General features: G+C 59.8%; 16 protein-coding genes and 1 pseudogene. 2 read left to right on the forward strand and 15 right to left on the reverse strand.

The window, feature by feature from the left end; translation table 11 throughout:
- Positions 1–5 precede the first annotated feature (5 nt).
- The 12 genes and pseudogenes from ACYZTU_RS14350 to glgA all read right to left on the reverse strand — a co-directional run bounded on the left by ACYZTU_RS14350 (position 6) and on the right by glgA (position 15,869).
- Positions 6–782 (reverse strand): anti-sigma factor family protein, encoded by a 777-nt coding sequence (locus ACYZTU_RS14350; RefSeq protein WP_461963662.1) that lies wholly within the window; start codon positions 780–782, stop codon positions 6–8.
- Positions 779–1,276 carry an RNA polymerase sigma factor gene (locus ACYZTU_RS14355; protein WP_461971033.1) on the reverse strand — a complete coding sequence of 166 codons (498 nt, stop codon included), beginning with the start codon at positions 1,274–1,276 and terminating at the stop codon, positions 779–781. The genes ACYZTU_RS14350 and ACYZTU_RS14355 overlap by 4 nt, the downstream gene beginning before the upstream one ends.
- A 54-nt stretch (positions 1,277–1,330) precedes the next feature.
- A pseudogene (locus tag ACYZTU_RS14360) lies at positions 1,331–1,531 on the reverse strand (tetratricopeptide repeat protein); the annotation flags it as partial.
- Positions 1,532–1,667: 136 nt separating this feature from the next.
- Positions 1,668–2,741, reverse strand: coding sequence for an autotransporter domain-containing protein (locus ACYZTU_RS14365; protein ID WP_461963664.1), 1,074 nt, complete (start codon positions 2,739–2,741; stop codon positions 1,668–1,670).
- A gap of 427 nt (positions 2,742–3,168) precedes the next feature.
- Positions 3,169–3,969 carry an endonuclease/exonuclease/phosphatase family protein gene (locus ACYZTU_RS14370; RefSeq protein WP_461963666.1) on the reverse strand — a complete coding sequence of 267 codons (801 nt, stop codon included), beginning with the start codon at positions 3,967–3,969 and terminating at the stop codon, positions 3,169–3,171.
- A 72-nt stretch (positions 3,970–4,041) separates the two neighbouring features.
- Complete coding sequence (locus ACYZTU_RS14375; protein ID WP_461963668.1) at positions 4,042–4,800, reverse strand: PIG-L deacetylase family protein; 759 nt, start codon at positions 4,798–4,800, stop codon at positions 4,042–4,044.
- A 197-nt stretch (positions 4,801–4,997) separates the two neighbouring features.
- Positions 4,998–7,157 (reverse strand): glycogen debranching protein GlgX, encoded by a 2,160-nt coding sequence (gene glgX / locus ACYZTU_RS14380; protein WP_461963669.1) that lies wholly within the window; start codon positions 7,155–7,157, stop codon positions 4,998–5,000.
- Between the two features lie 114 nt (positions 7,158–7,271).
- Positions 7,272–7,589: a DUF2934 domain-containing protein gene (locus ACYZTU_RS14385; protein WP_461963671.1), complete on the reverse strand. Its 318-nt coding sequence runs from the start codon at positions 7,587–7,589 to the stop codon at positions 7,272–7,274.
- A gap of 21 nt (positions 7,590–7,610) precedes the next feature.
- A complete protein-coding gene (locus ACYZTU_RS14390; RefSeq protein WP_461963673.1) occupies positions 7,611–10,397 on the reverse strand; it encodes a malto-oligosyltrehalose synthase in 2,787 nt (928 codons plus the stop codon).
- Entirely contained in the window at positions 10,394–12,472 is a 2,079-nt protein-coding gene (gene malQ, locus ACYZTU_RS14395) for a 4-alpha-glucanotransferase (RefSeq protein WP_461963675.1), read from the reverse strand. The genes ACYZTU_RS14390 and malQ overlap by 4 nt, the downstream gene beginning before the upstream one ends.
- A complete protein-coding gene (treZ, locus tag ACYZTU_RS14400; protein WP_461963677.1) occupies positions 12,469–14,265 on the reverse strand; it encodes a malto-oligosyltrehalose trehalohydrolase in 1,797 nt (598 codons plus the stop codon). The genes malQ and treZ overlap by 4 nt, the downstream gene beginning before the upstream one ends.
- A gap of 17 nt (positions 14,266–14,282) precedes the next feature.
- Complete coding sequence (glgA, locus tag ACYZTU_RS14405) at positions 14,283–15,869, reverse strand: glycogen synthase GlgA (protein WP_461963679.1); 1,587 nt, start codon at positions 15,867–15,869, stop codon at positions 14,283–14,285.
- A gap of 562 nt (positions 15,870–16,431) precedes the next feature.
- On the opposite strand from glgA, the gene ACYZTU_RS14410 reads away from it, so the two are divergent.
- Together ACYZTU_RS14410 and nudC are read left to right on the forward strand one after the other, a co-directional pair.
- A complete protein-coding gene (locus ACYZTU_RS14410) occupies positions 16,432–17,244 on the forward strand; it encodes a crotonase/enoyl-CoA hydratase family protein (RefSeq protein WP_461963681.1) in 813 nt (270 codons plus the stop codon).
- Positions 17,245–17,250: 6 nt separating this feature from the next.
- Positions 17,251–18,081, forward strand: coding sequence for an NAD(+) diphosphatase (gene nudC / locus ACYZTU_RS14415; protein WP_461963683.1), 831 nt, complete (start codon positions 17,251–17,253; stop codon positions 18,079–18,081).
- Here the strand turns inward: nudC and ACYZTU_RS14420 are convergent.
- The 3 genes from ACYZTU_RS14420 to ACYZTU_RS14430 form a co-directional block, all read right to left on the reverse strand.
- Positions 18,049–18,828 carry a TSUP family transporter gene (locus ACYZTU_RS14420; protein ID WP_461963685.1) on the reverse strand — a complete coding sequence of 260 codons (780 nt, stop codon included), beginning with the start codon at positions 18,826–18,828 and terminating at the stop codon, positions 18,049–18,051. The genes nudC and ACYZTU_RS14420 overlap by 33 nt on opposite strands.
- Before the next feature lie 122 nt (positions 18,829–18,950).
- Positions 18,951–19,427 carry a nuclear transport factor 2 family protein gene (locus ACYZTU_RS14425; protein WP_461963687.1) on the reverse strand — a complete coding sequence of 159 codons (477 nt, stop codon included), beginning with the start codon at positions 19,425–19,427 and terminating at the stop codon, positions 18,951–18,953.
- Positions 19,428–19,483: 56 nt separating this feature from the next.
- On the reverse strand, positions 19,484–20,047 hold the full coding sequence (locus ACYZTU_RS14430) for a TetR/AcrR family transcriptional regulator (protein ID WP_461963689.1): 564 nt from the start codon (positions 20,045–20,047) through the stop codon (positions 19,484–19,486).
- Positions 20,048–20,062 lie beyond the last annotated feature (15 nt).

Raw genomic sequence — 20,062 nt, forward strand, 5'->3', positions numbered from 1 at the left:
CCCGCTCACGCGCTCAGCCGACGTCTCAACAATTTCGCCATGACCTCCAATTCCGCCGTCGGGTTATGCCCGATCAGCATCCAGGCATGTTCCATGTCAGCCCAATAGACAATGTTCATCCCGTGCCGACGCTCCTGGGCGAAATGCCGGCTGCCGCTGTTGGAGCGGGTGACGCACAGCGCCATGGGGCCGTGCGCCGGGTCCAGGTAGGTGATCTGGGCAATGGCGACACCGTCGTACTCGAGGATTTGCGCGCGCTTGAACTCGGACCGTGGCAAGGCCAGTTGCGCCGACACAAGATTCAAACCCAGACGCGCATCGATGGTCCGCAGTTGCGCCCGCTGAGCGGCCTCGTCACTGGGCAAGTGGTCCAGGGTTTGCGGCACGTAAAGCGACATGTAGTCGGCCACCAACCCGCGCCAGTTGTTATTTTGCTGACTCAACTGCCAACCGAGGAACAGCCGATCCGCCAACACGCCACTCACCACCAGGCCAGCGGCTGCCGCGAGGAACCAACGCCGATTCATGGTTGGGCGTTCGGGCGAAGGCAAGGTGTCGAGCATGGACTGCAAACGATCCATGGGCGCCTGTCGCCCCAATTCATCGTAAGCCTCCTTGAACGGCAGGCTGCTGCGGGCCAGCCATTGCAGGCGCAGGTTGAGCGTCGGGTCCTCGGCGATAGCTGTGTCGATGCGGGTGCGCTGTTCGGTGTCGAGTTGGTCGTCGAGGTAGGCCACCAGTTGCTCATCCGAGGGTATCGTCGCGGGTGCGTGGTCGTTCATCGACGTTCTCCAATGGAAGGATTCGGCACGGTGTGCAAGGGCGGGTACTCGGCCAGTTTCGCGCGTGCAGTGGCGAGGCGACTCATGACAGTGCCAATAGGCACGTCCAGCACTTCGGCTACTTCGCGGTAAGACAAGCCCTCGACGTAGGCGAGAAACACCGTTTCCCGCTGGGTTTCGGGCAAGGCATCGACGCGCCGGATCACCTGAGCCGCGAGGACATGGGTTTGCGCCGCGTATTCGCCATCGAACGACAAGGCGTTGTCGGCATCCACCAGCCCTTGTCCGTGACGCACCCTTCGGGCGCGAACTTCGTTGAGCCAGATCGAATGCAGAATACTCAGCAACCAGCGGTCCATACGGGTGCCCGGGACAAACTGCCCGGCACGCTCGAGCGCCCGCACGCAGGTCGCCTGCACCAGGTCTTCGGCGACATGCCGTTGCCGGGACAACAGCAGGCCGTAGCGCCATAGTCGCGCCAGATGCTGGCCCAGTTCTGTCCGTATTGCCTGATCGCTGGCGATGGCGACCTCCGTCTGCTCGGTGTGTCAGGTTTTCGATGACTCGTTGATGGCTTCGGCCAGGTCTTGGTATTCCTCGCAGGTGTTACAGCAGATCGACTTGATCTGCTGTAACTGCAACTGTTCCTGTGCCAGATCCAGTCGACCTTTGATCACATAAGCCTCGCCGAGGTATTTATGCACTTGCGCGTACTTTGGGTCGAGTTTGACCGATTGCAGGCAATAACCGAAAGTGCAGGCTCATGGTCAGGCGGTCGTAACGTGTCGGGGAGTTCAGGTTTGGGTTGTTCATGGGTAATTCTCATGGGCTATGAGAAGTGAACACCACAAGGTGAACAATTATTCATTTCTTCAAACCGGATCTTCACCAGCGCATCCGCACCCCCAAACTGCCGATCAACCCGTTCAAATCATTTTCATCCACCGCACTGCTGTAGTCCGCGCTGAGGTAAAGACTCACGGCAGGTGTCACTCTGGCCACCAAGCCCAAACCCACTTCGACGGTCGATGAATAGCGGCTGCTGCTGATCTTCTCGACCTGATCGAGGTTCACGGTATTGCCGGTGTACACCGTGTGCCACAAGTTGGTTCGCACATAGGGTTCGACCCCCAGGCCGTTGATGTCGTAACTACCTTTCAACCGTGCACCGACCCGGCCGCTCCAGGACGTCAGCTCGCTGGACGAGGCATTGCCTGACCCGGCATACGGGGTGTCCAGGGTGATGCGTTGATTGATCAACTGCGCCTGCGGTTCGACTACCCAGTTATCGCTCAGACCAATGGGGAAACCACCTTCCACCGACAACGTCACCGCACTGCCTTCAGTCACTTGCCGAGCACCCTGGTCATTACGGCTATAGCCGTTGACCCGGCCGCCGCTGGCCGTCAAGTCCACGTGCCAGCCTTGGGGCCCGGTCAGGCTCCAATAGGCGCCGAGGCTCTGGCCTTCGAGGTTGAGGGTGTCATTGGCGGGGTCGGCTAGGGCGCGACTGGTCAGCAGCCCGTTGTTGTTGCCTTGTAACTGAGTCATGCCGCCGACCAGTCCGACCCGCTGGGTATGACCGCTACCGCTTTGCAGAGTCAGGATCGCCGGGCCTTTGAATTCGCGACTGCCAGGGTTAGAAAAACCCTGAGCCTGAAAATCGGTTTGCGCCTGCCGCGAAGCCTGCCCATACAGTTGGTCCCAGGCCAAAGGTGCGGCGTCTTCGATGGTCAGGCGTGAACTTCGTGTATCGGAGGCGGCGCTGGAATGGCCGGGGTAGGGGGTGGTGATCGAGACGGCGGGCAACGTCATGACCGGAACATCCTGACGGTACCAGGGAGTGGTTTCATCCTCTGCCGGCCCTGCCTGTACTTCCATGGATGAGCACAGAAGGAGTGAACTCGAGACAGTGCAGAAAGTGACTTTGATCTCTTGTTGGGTGAATGAAGTTCTCATGGAGGTCTACCTTGCAATCGCATGCCGTGTCTCGCTCTGGCGTCTCTCCTACCCCGAATGAGGGGCGACCGAATGTAGTGGGCAAGCCTCTGACCGCCCGATTATGCGAGTGTCTGGGGGTTTGCCCCTGATGGTATTTCCGGGGGTAGTACGTGTAGCTAAGAAGACCGACGCCACTGCGTCAAGAAAATGAACGATGAGCGGTATGGCTAATTTTCACGTTGCAACTGTTTGTTTTTCTGCGTTTATCTAAGTTCTTGTTTGTACGAAAAATCATCGCGGAACCCGCGAATCAGAGGCGTTCGTCAGCCGACAGTCGGTCTTCAAACTGCTCGGAATGAGACAAACTTCTAATTGATTCTTGCTGTTTGTTACTGTCAATAATGAGGCTGAAAACGCTCATTCGTTGCATCTCGCGGTTGATCCGCTACAGATGCACTTCCACCGCCAACGGCAAATGATCCGACAAATGCGTCCAGGGCTTGTGCCCCAGTATTCGCGGCTCATGACTGCTGGCATTGCGCAGATAAATTCTATCCAGGCGCAGCAGCGGGAAGCGTGCCGGATACGTCTTCGCGGGACGGCCGTGGTGGCGCTCGAAGGCTTCATGCAGGTATTCGCGTCGGGCGAGGGCCGTGTTGCCTTGCAACTGCCAGTCATTGAAATCGCCGGCGATAATCACTGGCGCATCGTCGGGTAACGATTCAAGCAGTTGGCAAAGTAGCTGGAGCTGCAGTTGGCGATGGCTTTCCAGCAGACTCAAGTGAACGCAGATCGCATGGACTTCGGTGTGCCCCGGTACGTCCAGTACGCAATGCAGTAGGCCGCGACGTTCGGGGCCGGTGATTGAGACGTCGAGGTTGCGGTGTTCGCGGATCGGGTATTTCGATAACAGAGCATTTCCGTGGTGGCCGTTGGGGTAGACCGCGTTGCGACCGTAGGCGAAGTCGCTCCACATACTGTCGGCCAGAAACTCGTATTGTGAGGTCTGCGGCCACTCGTTGTAGCGAGAGGAATGGCGGTCGTGTTCACCGACGACTTCCTGCAGGAACACCAGATCCGCCGACGTACTGCGTACCGCTTCACGCAGTTCCGGGAGAATGAAACGTCGGTTGAGTGCGGTAAAACCCTTGTGGGTATTGACCGTCAGCACTCTCAGTCGATGAATCGCCGGGGGCGTGTTCAATGGAGATGATTCGACAGCCTGCCACTTGGAATTACTGGTCACGCTTCACTCCTCTGAATCAGTGCTGCTTATGTATGCGACTGATACGGGGGCGGGCAGTTCAGCGTCTTTCGTTCAAACAAACACAATTTCATAAGGCAACCGCATCCGCTCCAGAAGCACCGGGGGCAGCAGCGGGGCGAGGCCGATGGCCGGTTCGCCGTCGAGCTGGCTGGCGTAGGCGTGGGTGGCGTGGCTTTTACGCGCGACGGTCCAGGTATCCAGGCGCACCTTGCGCGCACGATGCCACGGGATGAGCCCTCGATCGCGTGTTGGCCAGTGCCAGGCCCAGACCGGTACTTCGTTGAACGACGCGCCGACCATGGCCGCGGCCTTGACGCTGGCCCGGCCGACGGCATCATGGTCAACATTTCCATCCTTGCACCAGGTGCTGAACACCACATCCCCGGGGCGTAAATAACGGGCAATGAATTGAGTCAATTGAAACTCCCGTTCGGCCAGGGCGTTGTCGGTGAAGCCGCCACGAATCCACTTCAGGCTGTGCATCGGCAACCCGAGCCGGCGCAAGGCTTCGAGGCTTTCCTGGGGGCGAAACACGCTCAAGCGTTTTTCCGACCACTGTTGCGAGCCCGGATGGCTGGCGCTGCCGTCGGTAATCGAGATCAATTGCAGGGGATGACCCAGGGAGCTGAGCAACTGAAGCAGGCCGCCGCAGGTCACGACTTCATCGCCGGGATGCGGGGCTATCACCACAGCGCGAGCGCCGGCGGGAACAAGGGTCTGAGTGCTGATGACAGGAATGTTGTCCAGTTGCGGGGCGCTGTTCCAGATCTGTGCTGGCAGGCTGCTCTCGTTGATGGAAACCGATTTCATGGGCTACGTCCTTGTTTTCGTAGGATAGCAATGTGCAGCGCTCCAAACCCTGGATTGCCGCGAGCAGAGTATTGCTCATGTCAGTCTATTCGTCGCCTCGATGTTCCATCCGGTACGTTTTTTATCCGGTCAGCGGTTGCCGGGATCCTCCGCTGGCCGACGCTGGCCGACGCTGGAGAAATCCCTGAAGGTCCATTTCACTCTTCTTCCTCACGCTGCAATTCGAACAGCAGCAGCGAACGGCCAGTGACCGAATATTCGTGACCGAACTCGAAACGTTCCTGACCCCGAATCGACGGTTGATTGGTGTCGATCATGCACGTCCAGAAAATGCCGTCTGGCACTTCCGGGAGATGGAAATTGACGATGTCGTGATGCGCGTTGACCACCAAAAGCAGGGTGGCGTCGGCGCCCTTGCGGCGGATACCTGTTTCCTGGGCGCGGCCATCGAGCAGCATGCCGAGGCAGCGGCCATGGCCTTCCTCCCATTGCCCTATAGACATTTCGCTGCCATCCGGCGCGAGCCAGGTGACGTCCTTGACGCCGATGTCCTCGTTGTAATTGCCCACCAGGAACCGTCCACGACGCAGGATCGGGTAGGCCAAGCGTAACTTGATCAGGCGTTTTACAAACTTGAGCAGGGCCTTGCCGTCTTCGCTCAGGTCCCAATTGACCCAACCGATCTCGCTGTCCTGGCAATAGGCGTTGTTGTTGCCCTCTTGGGTGCGGGCGAACTCGTCGCCGGCCACCAGCATCGGCGTGCCTTGCGACAGCAGCAGCGTGGCGAAGAAGTTGCGCATCTGTCGCTGACGCAGCTCATTGATCTCGGGATCGTCGGTCGGGCCTTCGACGCCGTGGTTCCAGGACAGGTTGTTATTGCTGCCGTCCTGATTGTCCTCGTCGTTGGCTTCGTTGTGCTTGTCGTTGTACGACACCAGGTCGTTGAGGGTGAAACCGTCGTGGGCGGTGATGAAGTTGACCGAGGCATATGGCCGCCGACCCCGCTGATTGAACATCTCGCCGGAAGCGGTCATGCGACTGGCGAAGTCCGCCAGTTGGCCGTCGTCGCCTTTCCAGAACGCACGCACGGTGTCACGGAATTTGTCATTCCACTCGACCCAGCCCGGCGGGAAGTTACCGACCTGATAACCACCCGGGCCGCAATCCCAGGCTTCGGCAATCATCTTCACCTGGCGCAGCACCGGGTCCTGGCGGCAGGCGACGAGGAAGCTGTGACGTTCGTCGAAGCCATCGTGGTAGCGCCCGAGAATGGTCGCAAGGTCGAAGCGGAAACCGTCCACGTGCATTTCCGTAGCCCAGTAGCGCAGGGAATCGGTGACCATTTGGAGTACGCACGGGTGACTCAAGTCCAAGGTGTTGCCGGTGCCGGAGTCGTTGATGTAGAAGCGCTTGTCGTCGGGCATCAAGCGGTAGTAGGAGGCGTTATCGATGCCGCGCATGGACAGGGTCGGGCCTTGCTCATTGCCCTCGGCGGTGTGGTTGTAGACCACATCGAGGATCACTTCAAGATTGGCTTCGTGCAGGTGCGCGACCATCTCCTTGAACTCGTCGATCTTGCCGCTGGCCAGGTAGCGCGGGTCGGGGGCGAAGAACGCGATGCTGTTGTAGCCCCAGTAATTGGTCATGCCTTTGTGCAACAGATGTTGGTCGTTGACGAAAGCATGAATCGGCAGCAATTCCACAGTCGACACGCCGAGCTTGCGGATGTGTTCCAGCACGTCATCGACCATCAACCCGGCGAAGGTGCCACGCAGGTTCTCGGGGACGGACGGGTGACGCATGCTGATGCCGCGCACGTGTGTCTCATAAATGATGGTCTTGTCCCACGGCACGCTGACCCGATGGTCGCGGCCCCAGGTGTGAGCCGGGTCGATCACCTTGCACTTGGGTACAAACGGGGCGCTGTCGCGCTCATCGAAACTGAGGTCGGCGTCGGGGTGGCCGATGGTGTAGCCGAACAGCGCTTCGGACCATTTCAACTGACCGACCAATTGTTTGGCGTAGGGGTCGATCAGCAGTTTGTTGTGGTTGAAGCGATGACCGTTGGCCGGGTCGTACGCGCCGTAGACACGGTAGCCGTAGATCATCCCGGGATGGGCGTCGGGCAGGTAGCCGTGGTAGATCTCGTCGGTGTATTCCGGCAGTTCGATACGTTCCAGTTCGACTTCGCCGGCATCATCGAAGATGCACAACTCGACCTTGGTGGCGTTGGCGGAAAACAAGGCAAAGTTGACCCCTAGCCCATCCCAGTTCGCGCCCAGCGGGAAGGGCAAGCCTTCACGGATTCGCGAGGCCTCGACGTGAGGTTCTGGCGCGGCTTTTTTTGGATCGGTCATAGGTGCTCCTGCAAAGGGGGGACAGTTCTTGGCTCTGGTTTTTTTTGAGGGCGAGCGAGCCCTCGGTGGCGAGAGGGCTCGCCACGAAATCAATCAGGTCAACGGTGAGAGTCGTCAGACAGCGGGCGGTTTACGCGCTGCTCGAGGCTTTTTCTCGGTGGCTTTTTCGCCCGGCGGGATCACCTTCGATGCCGCGGCGGGCTTGGCTTGGGCTTTTGGCTCGGCCTTGCCATTGGTGGATTTGTTGGCTGGGGCCTTGGCGCCGGCGGTTTTGCTGCCAGCGGCTTTTGGTGATTTGCTCGGTGCCAGGGCTTCGGCTTCAGCCAGTTTGCGGGCCATCTCCCAGTGGCGGGCTTCCTGACCCTCGGGTTGTCCTTCCGATTCCCAGATCTGATAGGCAAATTCGCGAATGCGTTTATCGTTGGTGCTCATCGCAATGCTCCTGAACTGAACTCAAGTTGGGGTAGTCTGGATAAAAAGATTGATCGGGAAATCCCCCAGCGCGGCGCTGATGTCCAGCTCCCTTTGGGGTGTGACTGCGACGCTGGAAAAAAGTCCCTTGAAATTTTCATCAGGGGTGGTGAATGGTAATTTGACCCGTGTATCGCCCCACAGCGGCGCGTCAATCCGTGGTTCGGCACTGTTTTTCAACAATTCGGCGCAGCGTATCGGTACGATCACGATGGCCCTTTTTCCTTGCAGCGAGCGAGCAAATGCCAGCACCCGGTGAGCCTGGCTGCCGACGACTTCAAGGGCTTGATACGTCCCTCGTCGAAACAGCTCGGTGTGCTCAAGCCGCAGGTTTAACGTACGAGCGATCAGGGTTTGCTTGATGCGCCCGTCCCGCCAGTTAGCCAACAGCTCAGGAAGTTCCAATGGCGCCTGCAGGGACCGCTGACGGCAGGCGTAATCCACGGGTCGGCGGTTGTCCGGATCGACCAGCGAGAAGTCCCAGTACTCGGTGCCCTGATAAAGGTCCGGCACCCCCGGCACGGTCATGCGCAGCAAGGTTTGCGCCAATCCATTGAGTGCCCCGGGGACGGCGATGCTTTGGGCTGCTTTGCAGAGTGCCGCGCGCAATAGTTCCCCTTCAGGACTCAACAATAGTCGCTGCAGGAATTGCTGAACCGCTTGTTCATAAGCCTCGTTCGGCGCGCTCCAGCTGCTTTGCAACTTGGCTTCGCGCAAGGCTTTCTGTTGCCACTGCCACACACGATGAGTGTAGTGCTCAAGCGCTGCTTGATCGTCACTGCGCAAATCGAGCGGCCAGCTGCCAAGGAGCGCTTGGTAGAGGATCAACTCATCGCCCGTCGTCGGCATTTGGTCGTCGTCGCGCAGGGACCGGGCGAGGGCTTGCCAGAGCGGCACCTGCTCGGCGTACCAGGCACTGCGCTCGCTTAACACCGCCAGGCGCGCGCGGGTGTCTTCGCCGCGTTTGTGGTCGTGGGTCGCGGTGGCCAGCAAATTATCGGGAAATGCTTCGAGGCGATTGGCGCAAGCCGCATGGAAATCGGCCACCGGCGCGCTGAACTGCTCGGTGCTGAACCCCACGTCATTGCGCGACAGCAACGTCGCTGAGCGATAGAACGCGGTGTCTTCCACGGCCTTCGCCGCCGCCGGCGACGTCAGTTGCTGAAAACGTACGCAAGCATGCTTGAGCATCTTGCGTGGCCGGCCCAATGGGCGTTTGCGCCATGATTCGCCACCAAGCCAGCTGGCCAGGCTATCGAGCACCGGCCAATCGGCCTCGCTAAGGGTAAGCCTGGCACCGTCCATGGCCTGCTGGAAAAAAACGTCGTCTTCAGGCGAGCGACCACGGGGGCTGATATAGGTGCGGTACACCGGGAAATGCACGATCAGTTCCTGCAACGCCCGACGAATCGCGCCGAGGGTCAGGTCGCGGGTCATCAGGTCATCCCGGGCCACTTGCAACAGGGCCTGGGCGACGCTTTCGAAGTCTCCGGCGAGGGAGCCGTTGAGGATCTGCTGGCGGGCCTGTTGCGCTTCCTGACGGAAATCGGCGGGTCGTTCGCTGTAGCGATTCCACAGTTCGCCCAAGGTGTGGGCGCCTTCGGGAGCGTGTTGCAGCAGTGACAACTGATTCATGAACTCGTAACCCGTGGTGCCATCCACCGACCAGTCACGGTGCAGGGTTTCACCTTCGCCGAGGATCTTCTCGACAAAGATCGGCAGGTGCCGATTCGGCGACAGGCTGTCGACCCGTCGCCGCAGTTTGCGGCAATAACCCCGAGGGTCAGCGAGGCCGTCGATGTGGTCGATGCGCAGACCGTCGACCAGCCCTTCGGCCACCAGCTCGAAGATTTTCGCGTGGGTGGCTTCGAACACCGCGGGGCGTTCGACGCGCAGGCCGCCCAGTTCGTTGATATCGAAAAAGCGCCGCCAGTTGATGTCATCTGCCGCCGTGCGCCAACTGGCCAGGCGATAGCTTTGGTGTTCAAGCAACTGGTGCAGGCGCTGGAAACCTTCGGCGGTGAGCGAGTCGTAAGCGCTGAGGTTTTGCTGGATGGCTTGCAGCATCGCCGGATCACTGGCCAGTTCACGCAGCTCTGCTTTCAGCGGCATCGCCAGACTATGGGCGTCGGTCTGGTAGCTCAGGGTGCTGAAACGGTCTGCCAGCGACTTGAGCGCTTCGGCGTTCAGCGAGTCATCGGTTCTGAGCAGTTCGCCGTAATGGGTCGGGCAGATCGGGAAATGATGCTCATAGTGCTCGACATAAAACGCGCCCTTCTGCGCATCGAAGCGCAAGGGCAGGGTTCCGTCCTGCAAGGCGATACCGTAGTCGCTGCCGAGGAAGGGCAAGAGTAACTGGCCTGTCATCAATGGATCGGGCGAATGCCACTGGATATCGAAGAACTCGCCATAAGGGCTCAGACGTCCCCATTCCAGCAAATCCTGCCACCAGGGATTGTCGCCACCGCCGACGGCCATGTGGTTGGAGACGATATCGAGGATCAGCCCCATGTTCTGTTCGCGCAATGCACTGACCAAACGCCGCAACGCCGCTTCGCCACCCAGCTCCGGATTGACGGTGGTCGGGTCGACGACGTCGTAGCCGTGCATGGAACCGGCGCGGGCGCTCAGCAGTGGCGACGCATAGACATGACTGATGCCGAGGCTGGCGAAGTACGGCACCAGCGGCACCGCATCGTCCAGCGTGAAGCCTTTATGAAATTGCAGCCGCTGGGTCGCCCGCAGCGGTTGGATAATCGTTTGTTTCATTGGTCACGCTCGGCCGCCTGAAGTCGTGCACAGGCGAGCAGTTCCAAGCGTCGGGCGGCGTCCGGGTTATCGAGCAAAGCGTCGCTATCACCCGCCAGGCGTCGAGACCAGTTGGGGTGCGTGTCGATGGTGCCGGGCAAGTTGGCTTGCTGTTCGATACCCAAGGCATCTTCCAGCGGCAGCAACACCAGCGGCGCACGGGTATGACCGAGGAAACGTATTGCGGCGTCGAGCACCTGATCGGTTTCATGGGACTCTTCGCGAAAGTTCTGCGGATCCTCGCTCAACACCCGACGCAGGCCTTCGCGCTCGCGTTCGCGGTGGTGGCGCCATTCGATTTCACCCGGGGCGTCGACCAGACCCAGTCGGGCGTTCCAGTCGATATCGCGGCCATGCCACCAGCCATTGAGCGTCGGCAGGTCATGGGTGCTGGTGGTCGCGAGGGCGTTGTCCGGCCAGTCGAGAATCGTTTTGAAGTGCGCGTTGTCTTGTTCGAACAGCAACACGCGCATGCCAAGGATCGAGCGCGCGATAAGCTTTTCTCGCAGACCATCCGCCACGGTGCCGAGGTCTTCACCGAGGACGATGGCCTGATGACGATGGGACTCGAGGGTCAGCAAACGCAGCAGGTCGTTCACTGGGTAATAGAGGTAGGCGCCGTCGGCGGGTGACGCGCCATTAGGGATCACCCACAGCCGTTGCAGGCCCATGACGTGATCAATGCGCAGGCCACCGGAGTGGGCAAAACTGGCGCGGAGCATTTCGATGAACGCACGAAAGCCGTTGCGTACCAGGCCCTCGGGCGAGAACGCGGAAATCCCCCAGCCCTGACCGGTGCGGTTGAGGATGTCCGGTGGTGCGCCCACGGTCAGCGAGGCGAGCAATTCGTCCTGACGACTCCAGGCCTGGCTGCCACCGCCATCGGCACCGACGGCCAGATCGGCAATCAGACCAATGCTCATGCCACTGCTGCGGGCGGCGGTTTGCGCGCGCTCCAGGCAGCGGGTTATCAACCATTGGCAGAAGGCGAAGAAGCCAATGCGTGCGGCGTTCTCTTCGGCGAATTCGGCCAAGGCCGCGCTGCGCGGGTCTTGCCATTGCTCGGGCCACTGCCGCCAGTCGAGGTTTTTGCCCTTGGCGGCGCGGGCTTCTTGAATGGCTTCGAAGCGGCAGTGGTTTTCCAGCGCTTCGCCAGCAGCATGGCGGAAGCTGCTGAAGTCTGCATGCAACGGGTGTTCGCCCTGGACAAACCCTTCGTACAGCGCCTGCAACAGGCGATGTTTAGCTTCAGCCGCCACCGGCCAATCAATCAACGGCGATGCTTCGAGTTGCTTGAGTTCTGCCGCCAGCCCGGTTGCATCAATCGCGGTCCGCAACGCTCGTTCGCCCAGGATGGCGCCCGGTGCGGCGTAAAGGCTGTTGAGAAACAAACGGCTGGACGGCGAATAAGGGCTGTAACGCTGGGTGTCGTTGCTGAACATTGCATGCAACGGACTGATCGCCAACGCTTCGGCACCGCGTTCGCCGGCCACACGGGCCAGTTCTTCCAGCGCCTGGGTATCGCCGAACCCGCCATCGCCGGTGCGACGCAGTGAGTACAGCTGTACGCTCAGGCCCCAGGTCCGCGGAATCGGACTGTCGACGGCATCGCCGACGCTGTAGCAGCGCGTCGGCGCCACAGCTAGGGTAAATGATTGCCCATCAATGCTGACGTGCTGATAACCGACCGGGACCAGGCCGGGCAGCATCGCCTCTGCGTCCAGTTTCAGGTTGAGCCGCGCGCCATCTTCAAGGTGGATCTCGCACGGTGTTTCGGGCTCAAAGTAATGCGCCAGGCTGAGGCCGACACCGAAGTCTGCGGTGAGTAGCGGTGGCAGGTGCCGGGTCTGTTGCACTTCCTGCAATTGCAGCAGGCTGGCGTCGATTTCCTGGGCGGTGCTGGCGGGGTGGCCGAGTCCGGTGAGGACGTTGCGTAACACTGATGGAGCGACTTTTTGTGGGCGGCCATTGGCGTCGATCCAGTCGACAGCCAGGCCAACTCGGCTGGCCAGTATTTCCAGTTGCGCATCACTCATTGGCGCTCTCCATCCGGGGGTAGCATAGGGGCTGCGGCCGTGAGGCTGACTAGCGCGCAATACGGGGCAAGGGTGCCCTGATCCAGCAGGTCGGCGGACTTCGAGGGATGTTCGTACAACAACGAAGCACCGGCCTGTGGGGAGTGGACCACAGGCTTGTCGCTGAGGTTCAGGTCAATGCGCAGCTCACTGCCGTTGCCCAGTCGCCAGCGCGCAGTCACAGCACCCTCGGCCAGTACCTCGGCACCCAATGGGTGGGTATCGGGCAGATGCGGGATGATCTGCTCATGGCGGATCTGCAACAGCTTGCGATACAGGTCATGCATCGCGCAGCCCTGGGGTGCCGTCAGCGTCGGTCGGGAAGCTTCAAAGGTCTGTGGCGCATTCGGGTCGGGAATTTGTTTGCGCTTGTGAGGATCGGCAAACGCGCTGAATGCGGCAAACTCGTTACGTCGTCCCTCGCGAACCAGTTCCGCCAGTTCACCGTGATGGCTGGTGAAAAAGAGGAATGGTTCTTTGGCGGCGAACTCGTCGCCCATGAACATCAGTGGGATCATCGGTGAAAGCAGCAACAGCGCTGTCGCTGCGTGTAACGCGTCCAGGTTGGTCAACTGATGCAGCCGTTCGCCGAAGGCGCGATTGCCGATCTGGTCGTGGTTTTGCAGAAACAGCACGAAAGCACTGGGCGGCAAATGACCGCTGGGCTCGCCACGGGCCTCGCCGTGTCGGTCGATATGGCCCTGAAATACGAACCCCTGGCTCAAACACCGCGCCAATTGTTCGGTGGGGTTGTCGGCATAGTCGGCGTAATAGGCATCGGTTTCGCCGGTCAGCAGCACGTGCAAGGCATTATGGCCGTCATCGTTCCACTGCGCGTCGAACCCTTCTTGCAGCAAGCTGGCCTGGTTGTGTTCGTTCTCGACCGTCAGCCACACATGCCGCGCCGGATCGGTCTGCTGCCGGATCCGCTGCGCCAGTTCCTGTAGAAAGTCAGGGCTTTCGATGGCATGCACCGCGTCCAGGCGCAACCCGTCGAAGCGGTACTCCAGCAACCACATCAGCGCGTTGTCGATGAAGAAGTCGCGCACCTCGCGTCGCTGGAAGTCGATGGCCGCTCCCCAAGGTGTGTGCTTGTCTTCATTGAAGAAGCCCTTGGCGTAGCGATGCAGGTAATTGCCATCCGGGCCGAAGTGGTTGTAGACCACGTCGAGAATCACCGCCAGGCCGTGGCCGTGGGCGGTGTCGATCAGGTGTTTGAGTTGTTCGGGAGTGCCGTACGAGGCTTGGGGCGCGTAGGGCAGAACCCCGTCGTAACCCCAATTGCGATCGCCGGGGAACTGCGCCAGCGGCATCAATTCGATTGCGCTGATGCCCAGCTCCACGAGACGCGCCAGGTGTTGCTCGACTTCCCTGTAGCCGCCGAGCGCACCGACGTGCAATTCGTAGATCACCGCCTCATTCCACGGCCGACCGAGCCAGGCGCTGTGTTGCCATTGATAAGCAAGGGGATCGACCACCACGCTGTGGCGGTCAATATCACCGGCCTGCGCGCGGGAGGCCGGGTCGGGCACCGCAAGCTCGCCGTCGATGTTGTAGCGGTAACGCGTGCCAGCGGGGCAACGGGTGTTGATCACGAACCAGCCATCGGCCTGAGGCAATAGTGGCAAGGATTGTCCATCTTCCAGTTCGACACTGACAAAAAACGCATCTGGCGCCCACAAGGCAAAACGCGTGTGCTCTGCGTCCAGCATGATTGCGCCGTGGGGCCAGGTCTCAAGGGTCCGTAACGGCATCTTTGAAAACCTCTTTCTTAATGTTTGCCCGATTTACCCAATGCCTTAGTGACAAGCTGTTCGTAGAGTTCGGCGTACGGTTCGACCGCCTTGCACCAGTTGAAAGGCGCCGCCATGGCCCGGCAGCGCATGGCATTGAGCAGGTCGGGGAAGGCAAATATCTTAAATGCCCGGCTCAGGGCTTCCTGATAGCTCTCGGCCGTGGATTCATCGAACAGGAAACCGGTCACGCCGTTTTCAATGGTGTCGGCCAAACCGCCGGTGTTGCGTGCCACCGGCAACGAACCGAAGCGTTGGGCGTACATTTGGCTCAAGCCGCAAGGCTCGTAACGCGAAGGCATCAGCAGGAAATCACTGCCGGCGAACATGCGACGAGCGTCGGTTTCGTTGAAACCGATGCGCACGCCGATCTGGCCGGGGAAACGCAGGGCCAGTTCACGCATGGCTTGTTCTTCTTCCGGCTCGCCACGACCAATGATTGCGATCTGCCCGCCAGATTTGACGATGTATTCGGAGACGGCTTCGGTCAGGTCCAGGCCCTTCTGATACACCAGTCGCGACACCACGGCGAACAACGGACCTTCGCTATCGTCCAGGCCAAACAGCTCACGGACGTGTGCAGCGTTGACCGCTTTACCTTCCCAGTCACCGATACTGAACGGGCGGAACAGGTGCGTGTCGGTGGCCGCGTCCCAACTCTCATCAATGCCATTGGGAATACCACTGAGCAGACCTTGCTGGGTCTTGGCGGCGAGAAAACCGTCGAGACCGCAGCCGAAGGCCGGGGTGGTGATTTCCTGGGCATAGGTGGCGCTGACGGTGGTGATGTGGCTCGAATAGGCCATGCCAGCCTTGAGGAACGACATCTTGCCGTAGAACTCCATGCCTTCCTGTTGCAAGGCATGCATGGGAATACCCAGTTCCGGGCACGACCCAAGACTGGTCACGCCCTGGTAGGCAAGGTTATGAATGGTGAACAGCGTCGGGGTGCGTTGTCCGCGCCAGTGCATGTAGGCGGGCGCCAGACCGGCCGGCCAGTCATGGGCGTGTACCAGGTCCGGGCACCAGTGGATTTGTGCAAGATTAGCGGCAATGTCGGCGGCCGCCAGACCCAGGCGGGCGAAACGAATGTGGTTGTCCGGCCAGTCGCGGCCGTTGTTGGCACCGTAAGGCGAACCTTCGCGCTCGTAGAGTTCGGGGCAGATCAACACGTAAATAACCAGACCGTCGGGCATGTCCATGCGCCCGATCTTGCAGGGGGGCAACGCGGCGTGACCACCGAGCTCACCAATGATATGAATCGGGTTTTCGCTGTTCAGCACTTGCGGGTAACCGGGAATCAGCACACGCACATCATGCAGATGCGCCATGGCTCGCGGCAGCGCTGCGGAAACGTCGCCCAGACCACCGGTTTTCACCAGATCGGCGATCTCCGAGGTGACGAACAGCACTTTTTTCTTGTTGGGGTTCTGACTGGCCACCGGTGTCAGCGTCTTGGTGCCAGGGACGCTGACCGATTGGTGACTTGGCGCGCTCACAGTGCTCGTTTCGCCGACCTGCTGATGAGCACGTTCTCCCTGAATATCTAAAGCCGCACTGATCATATGAATCTCCCGTGTTGTTGATCTAATTCTTAGGTCTGGCACAAACGGTATTTCGTGGCCAATTCCTGTGGCCGGGCGCAAACGCGCTACGCATCGGAGAGCAAGCGCTGCCAATGCGTTGAAGCAGAATGGCTGGAATAGATGCTGCAAGGATTGCACCAGTCGCAACGCACTTACCATTAACCTGACCCGTCACGAGCTGCAAAAGTTTCGACTTTCTTTGCGCTTTGTGACCCGCCGGTTTCGCCCCGCGGAAATGAGTCTAGGCCAGAACTTAGAGCGGGGGAGGTCAAATGGCAAAATTGTTCGACAATCGGTTTAAAGAGGTACGGACGTACCGTTTAGAGGGAGAAACGCACCGACGAAGGGCCTGTTTTTTTCCGTTTTTGCCTCAAAAAATAGTCGAGATGTCACATGAATGTGCGAAACGCGGCCGTGCTTGGCACTGTTGTGGTGCGCAACGGGCAAGTCCCGTTTTTGTCCGAACCGCTGCCTTACGGCCTGCCCAGATGCCTTGTTATAGTTCGGGCCTCATTTTCTGCCCGGTAAAAGGATCACTGCCATGTCTCAGTACACCGCGTTCACCGTCGAACTGGCCGATAAAGTCGCCCATGTGCAGATCAGCCGGCCGGAAAAAATCAATTCGATGAATGCCGCGTTCTGGAGCGAGATCATCGAGATTTTCCAGTGGGTCGACGACACTGACGAAGTCCGGGTGGTGGTCCTCAGTGGTGCGGGCAAGCATTTTTCTTCCGGCATCGACCTGATGATGTTGGCCGGCGTGGCCAATGAACTGGGCAAGGACGTGGGTCGCAACGCGCGCTTGCTGCGCCGCAAAATCCTCACCCTTCAAGCGTCTTTTAATGCGGTCGACCATTGCCGCAAACCGGTGTTGGCGGCGATTCAGGGTTATTGCCTGGGTGGCGCCATCGACCTCATTGCTGCTTGCGACATGCGTTACGCCGCCGAAGACGCGCAGTTTTCGATCAAGGAAATCGACATCGGCATGGCGGCCGACGTTGGCACTCTGCAACGCTTGCCGCGGATCATCGGTGACGGCATGCTGCGTGAACTGGCTTACACTGGTCGCACTTTCGGTGCTGAAGAAGCGCGTGGCATGGGCCTGGTCAATCGCGTTTACAGTGACACGGCCAGCCTGCTAGACGGTGTCATGGGCATTGCCCGCGAGATCGCCAGCAAGTCGCCGATTGCGATCACCGGCACCAAAGAGATGATCAGCTACATGCGCGACCATCGCATCGACGACGGCCTTGAATACGTCGCCACCTGGAACGCCGCCATGCTGCAATCCAACGATTTGCGCGTGGCCATGGCCGCCCATATGAGCAAACAGAAACCCGAATTTCTGGATTGATTAAAAATGATTTCACGCTGGACCACCGCAGTACTGGACACCGACCAACCCGGCGGCTGGGCCGTGGCCCGCAGCCCCGAAGGTTTTCTGTTCGATGACAATGGCGCGCTGTTCCCCCGCGAATGGCTCAAGCGCCAGGATTTGTCGATTCTCGCTGAGCATGGCATCGGCCATCTGGATGGCGAACCGGTCTACCTGCTGGAACTGCGCAATCACAGCGAAGTGCCGGGCTGTAACTGGAAAGGCCTGCGGGCGTTCATGCTCGAAGGCGATCATACGGTGTTCAAGGTGCTCGGTTATGCCGCGCAAATCGGCACCTGGGCCCGCGAACACCGCTTCTGCGGTAACTGCGGGCAGGCGATGACCCAGGTGCCCCGGGAACGGGCGATGTATTGCCAACCGTGTGATTTACGCAGCTACCCGCGCATTTCACCCAGCATGATTGTACTGGTGACCCGTGGCGATGAAGTCCTGCTGGCCCGTTCGCCGCGCTTTGTCACCGGGATCTACAGCACGTTGGCGGGGTTTGCCGAACCGGGCGAGTCGGCCGAAGACTGCCTGATTCGCGAAGTCCGCGAAGAAGTGCAGATCGAGGTCAAGAACATCCAGTACATGGGCAGCCAGTGCTGGCCGTTCCCGCATTCGATGATGCTGGGGTTTCACGCCGAATACGCCGGTGGCGAGATCGTGTGTCAGGAAGACGAGATCGAAGACGCCCAGTGGTTCAACGTACGCGACTTGCCGCCGTTGCCGGCGTCACGCTCGATTGCCCGCTACCTGATCGACGTCTATGTGGCGCGGCGCTCAGGCCACGCTGAACCAGTGTTGCCAGGCTAACCGCACGGTCAAGCCCAGCACCACGGTGATGAACACCGGCCGAATGAACTTCGCACCGCCGCTGATGGCGGTGCGGGCCCCGAAGAACGCCCCGACCATCACCGACAGGCCCATGCTCAGGCCGATGATCCAGTCCACTTGCCCGGAAAAAACGAACACCGACAGTGCCGCAATGTTGCTGACGAAGTTCATGCTGCGCGCCACGCCGCTGGCCTTCACCAGATCGATGGGGTACATCAGCATCGTGCTGACGGTCCAGAACGCACCCGTGCCGGGGCCGGCCACGCCGTCGTAAAACCCGAGGCCGAAGCCTTGGGTCGATTGCCACTTTTTCTTGATCGGTGCGTCGCTGTCCAGCGGCGCTTTCGGCGTGCCGCCAAACAACAGGTAGAGGCCACAGGCGAAAATGATCACCGGGAGCATCTTGTTCAGCCATTCTGCTGGCAGGTAGTGAGCGACCACGGCGCCGGTCAGCGCGCCCACCAGCGTGCCGACAATCGCGTGCATCCACTGCCTGGGATGGAACAGTTTGCGTCGGTAGAAGGTGAAACTGGCGGTGGCCGAGCCGAATGTCGAACTGAGTTTGTTGGTGCCCAGCACCAAATGCGGCGGCAGGCCTGCGGTCAGCAGCGCCGGGGTGGTCAACAGACCACCGCCGCCGGCAATGGCGTCGATGAAACCGGCAATGAAAGCGACAAGGGCCAGAATGGCCAGGGTGGTGGGGTCAACACTGAGTTCGAAAGGCATGGAATCGGCTTATTCGGCGGGGTGCAGAACAGGGCTGCGGGGAAGGGCCGATATCTTACCTATAAAGTTGTCCTCCTACAGCTGCTCGTTCCCACGCTCGCGTGGAAACGAGCAGTGTTGGTTTACAGACCCAGGTCGGACAGGCTTGGGTGATCGTCAGGCCGGCGGCCCAGCGCCCAGTGGAATTTGCGGTCGCTTTCCTTGATCGGCATGTCGTTGATGCTTGCAAACCGATTGGCCATCAAACCGTTCTCGTCGAACTCCCAGTTTTCGTTGCCGTAGGAACGGAACCAGTTGCCCGAGTCGTCGTGCCATTCATAGGCGTAACGCACGGCGATGCGGTTGCCGGTAAAGGCCCAGAGTTCTTTGATCAGGCGGTAATCCAGCTCTTTTGCCCATTTGCGCGTCAGGAAACCTTTGGCTTCTTCGCGGTTGTAGGCGAACTCGGCGCGGTTACGCCATTTCGTGTCCAGGGTGTAGGCCAGCGACACGCGTTCCGGGTCGCGAGAGTTCCAGCCGTCTTCGGCCAGGCGTACTTTTTCGATGGCCGACTCACGGGTGAATGGCGGTAATGGCGGACGAACTTCGGCGTTAGACATTGACAGTCTCCCTATAAAATTAAAGTTCAAACACGGTGTCGGGCTTGATTGAAGTGTTACAGGTCCAATAACTTTCGCGCCATGCATTGCGCATTATCGGCGGCACTGTGATCACCCATGACAAGCGCCACGGTAATGGCACCGTCGATCAGGATCAGCAGCTGTTTGGCCAGCGTTTCCGGGTCTGTTGCGCCATATTCGGTGCAGAGCTCGCGCACGTAGTCGAACAGCTTCTGTTTGTGGTCTTTGGCGACCAGGCGAACCGGGTCTTGCGGATCGCCGGTTTCGCCACTGGTGTTGATGAATGCACAGCCACGGAAGCCTTCGGAAGCGAACCAGGCCTTGAGCACGGTAAACAGGTTGAGCAGCCGGTCGGCCGGGGTTTCAGCCTGGTCGACTGCGCTTGTGTACCAGTGCATCCAGCGCAAGTCTCGCCGTTGCAGGGCCGCGACGGTGAGCTCCTCCTTGTTGGCGAAGTAGCGGTAAATACTCTTTCTGGAGACGCCGGCGGTTTTCACCAGAAGGTCCATTCCGGTGGCCGCGATGCCACTTTTGTAGATCAACTTTTCGGTGACATCCAGGATGATATCGCGTGTGTCGGTGCTGGTGATTTCGTTCATGCGGCGAACAGTAGA

The organism is Pseudomonas sp. HLT2-19-2 (assembly GCF_054898005.1).